This window comes from Clostridium sp. 1001270J_160509_D11 (genome assembly GCF_015667935.1).
GTDB lineage: Bacteria > Bacillota > Clostridia > Peptostreptococcales > Peptostreptococcaceae > Intestinibacter.
Genome location: NZ_JADPET010000271.1, coordinates 1 through 1,079 on the forward strand (window position 1 = coordinate 1; position 1,079 = coordinate 1,079).

Consider the following 1,079-nt stretch of genomic DNA (forward strand, 5'->3'; position numbering starts at 1 on the left):
AATTCAAGGTATGGTTGCAAAAATACCTGTACTTGGTGGAAAGACTACAACTTCATCAATAATGACATTTGGATATATTCTTTCACCTCTAACAAATCCAGCCAAAGTTATATTTAGTTTTTTAGCTATTTCTCGAGATAAATTTGTAGGTGCCGATTTTGACAATACTATAGGGATGCCTGCTTTTGCAGCTTTAAGAATCATTTCACAAGAAATTCTTCCACTTACAAATATTATTTTATCTTTTAGGTCGATATTATTTAAAATACAATATCCTATAGATTTGTCCATTGCATTATGTCTTGCCACATCTTCTCTAATTGTAAGTAAAGTCTTGTTATCATAAATAGCTACACTATGTACTCCGCCTGTGTTTTTGAATAATTCTGAAGAAGTTAAGTTCTCTTTCATAACTTCATATATATCACTTACTCTTATCGTTGTATCTGTATTTTCAATAGGTTTCAAATCTACATAATCTAAATCATTTAGATAATATCTCTTTCCTTTATCTGAGTCTTCATTTTTATTAATTACTGTATTTGCAACTCTATTTTCAAAATCAACTTCTATAGATTTTATATCAGCTTTTGATTTTATAACTCCCTTTGTCATCAAAAATCCTGCAACTAATTGTTCTAAATTTTCTGGTGTGCATAAAAATGTATTTGAATATTCATTGTTTATTACTAAAGCTAGTGGAAACTCCCCTATTATTGTTTCCAACTCCTCTGTATGATTTTTATTTTCTACTTTTACAACTTCAAATTTAAAATCTGTTTTGTAATCGTAATTTACTAATCTTTCTTTTTGTTTTACTTGCTGATTACCTTCTTTTGAATATTTGTTTTCCATGACAATCCCCTTTTCTTTATGTTTATTATTTATTATTTTATATTTCATAGTATTTATCTATGATTTTATACTTTAAATATAGTGTTGTTGATTTAATATGTCAATCATAGTTCATAAAGAAATCTTTATTCTAAAAATTTTTTATATGATGAATTATCATATTAAGTGCAACACTTAAAAATGGATAAAAAAATAGCTCATAAGTTTATGTTCATGTTACAGTA

Annotated in this window: 1 protein-coding gene; it reads right to left on the reverse strand. The window is 26.3% G+C overall.

The window, feature by feature from the left end; genetic code table 11:
* Positions 1-3 precede the first annotated feature (3 nt).
* A complete protein-coding gene (gene fdhD, locus I4U58_RS13900; RefSeq protein WP_243269642.1) occupies positions 4-855 on the reverse strand; it encodes a formate dehydrogenase accessory sulfurtransferase FdhD in 852 nt (283 codons plus the stop codon).
* Positions 856-1,079: the final 224 nt, after the last annotated feature.

What these genes read in the sequence shown, in the direction of transcription:
- fdhD (WP_243269642.1), bottom strand. Translation starts at nt 855, where the DNA reads ATGGAAAACAAATATTCAAAAGAAGGTAATCAGCAAGTAAAACAAAAA.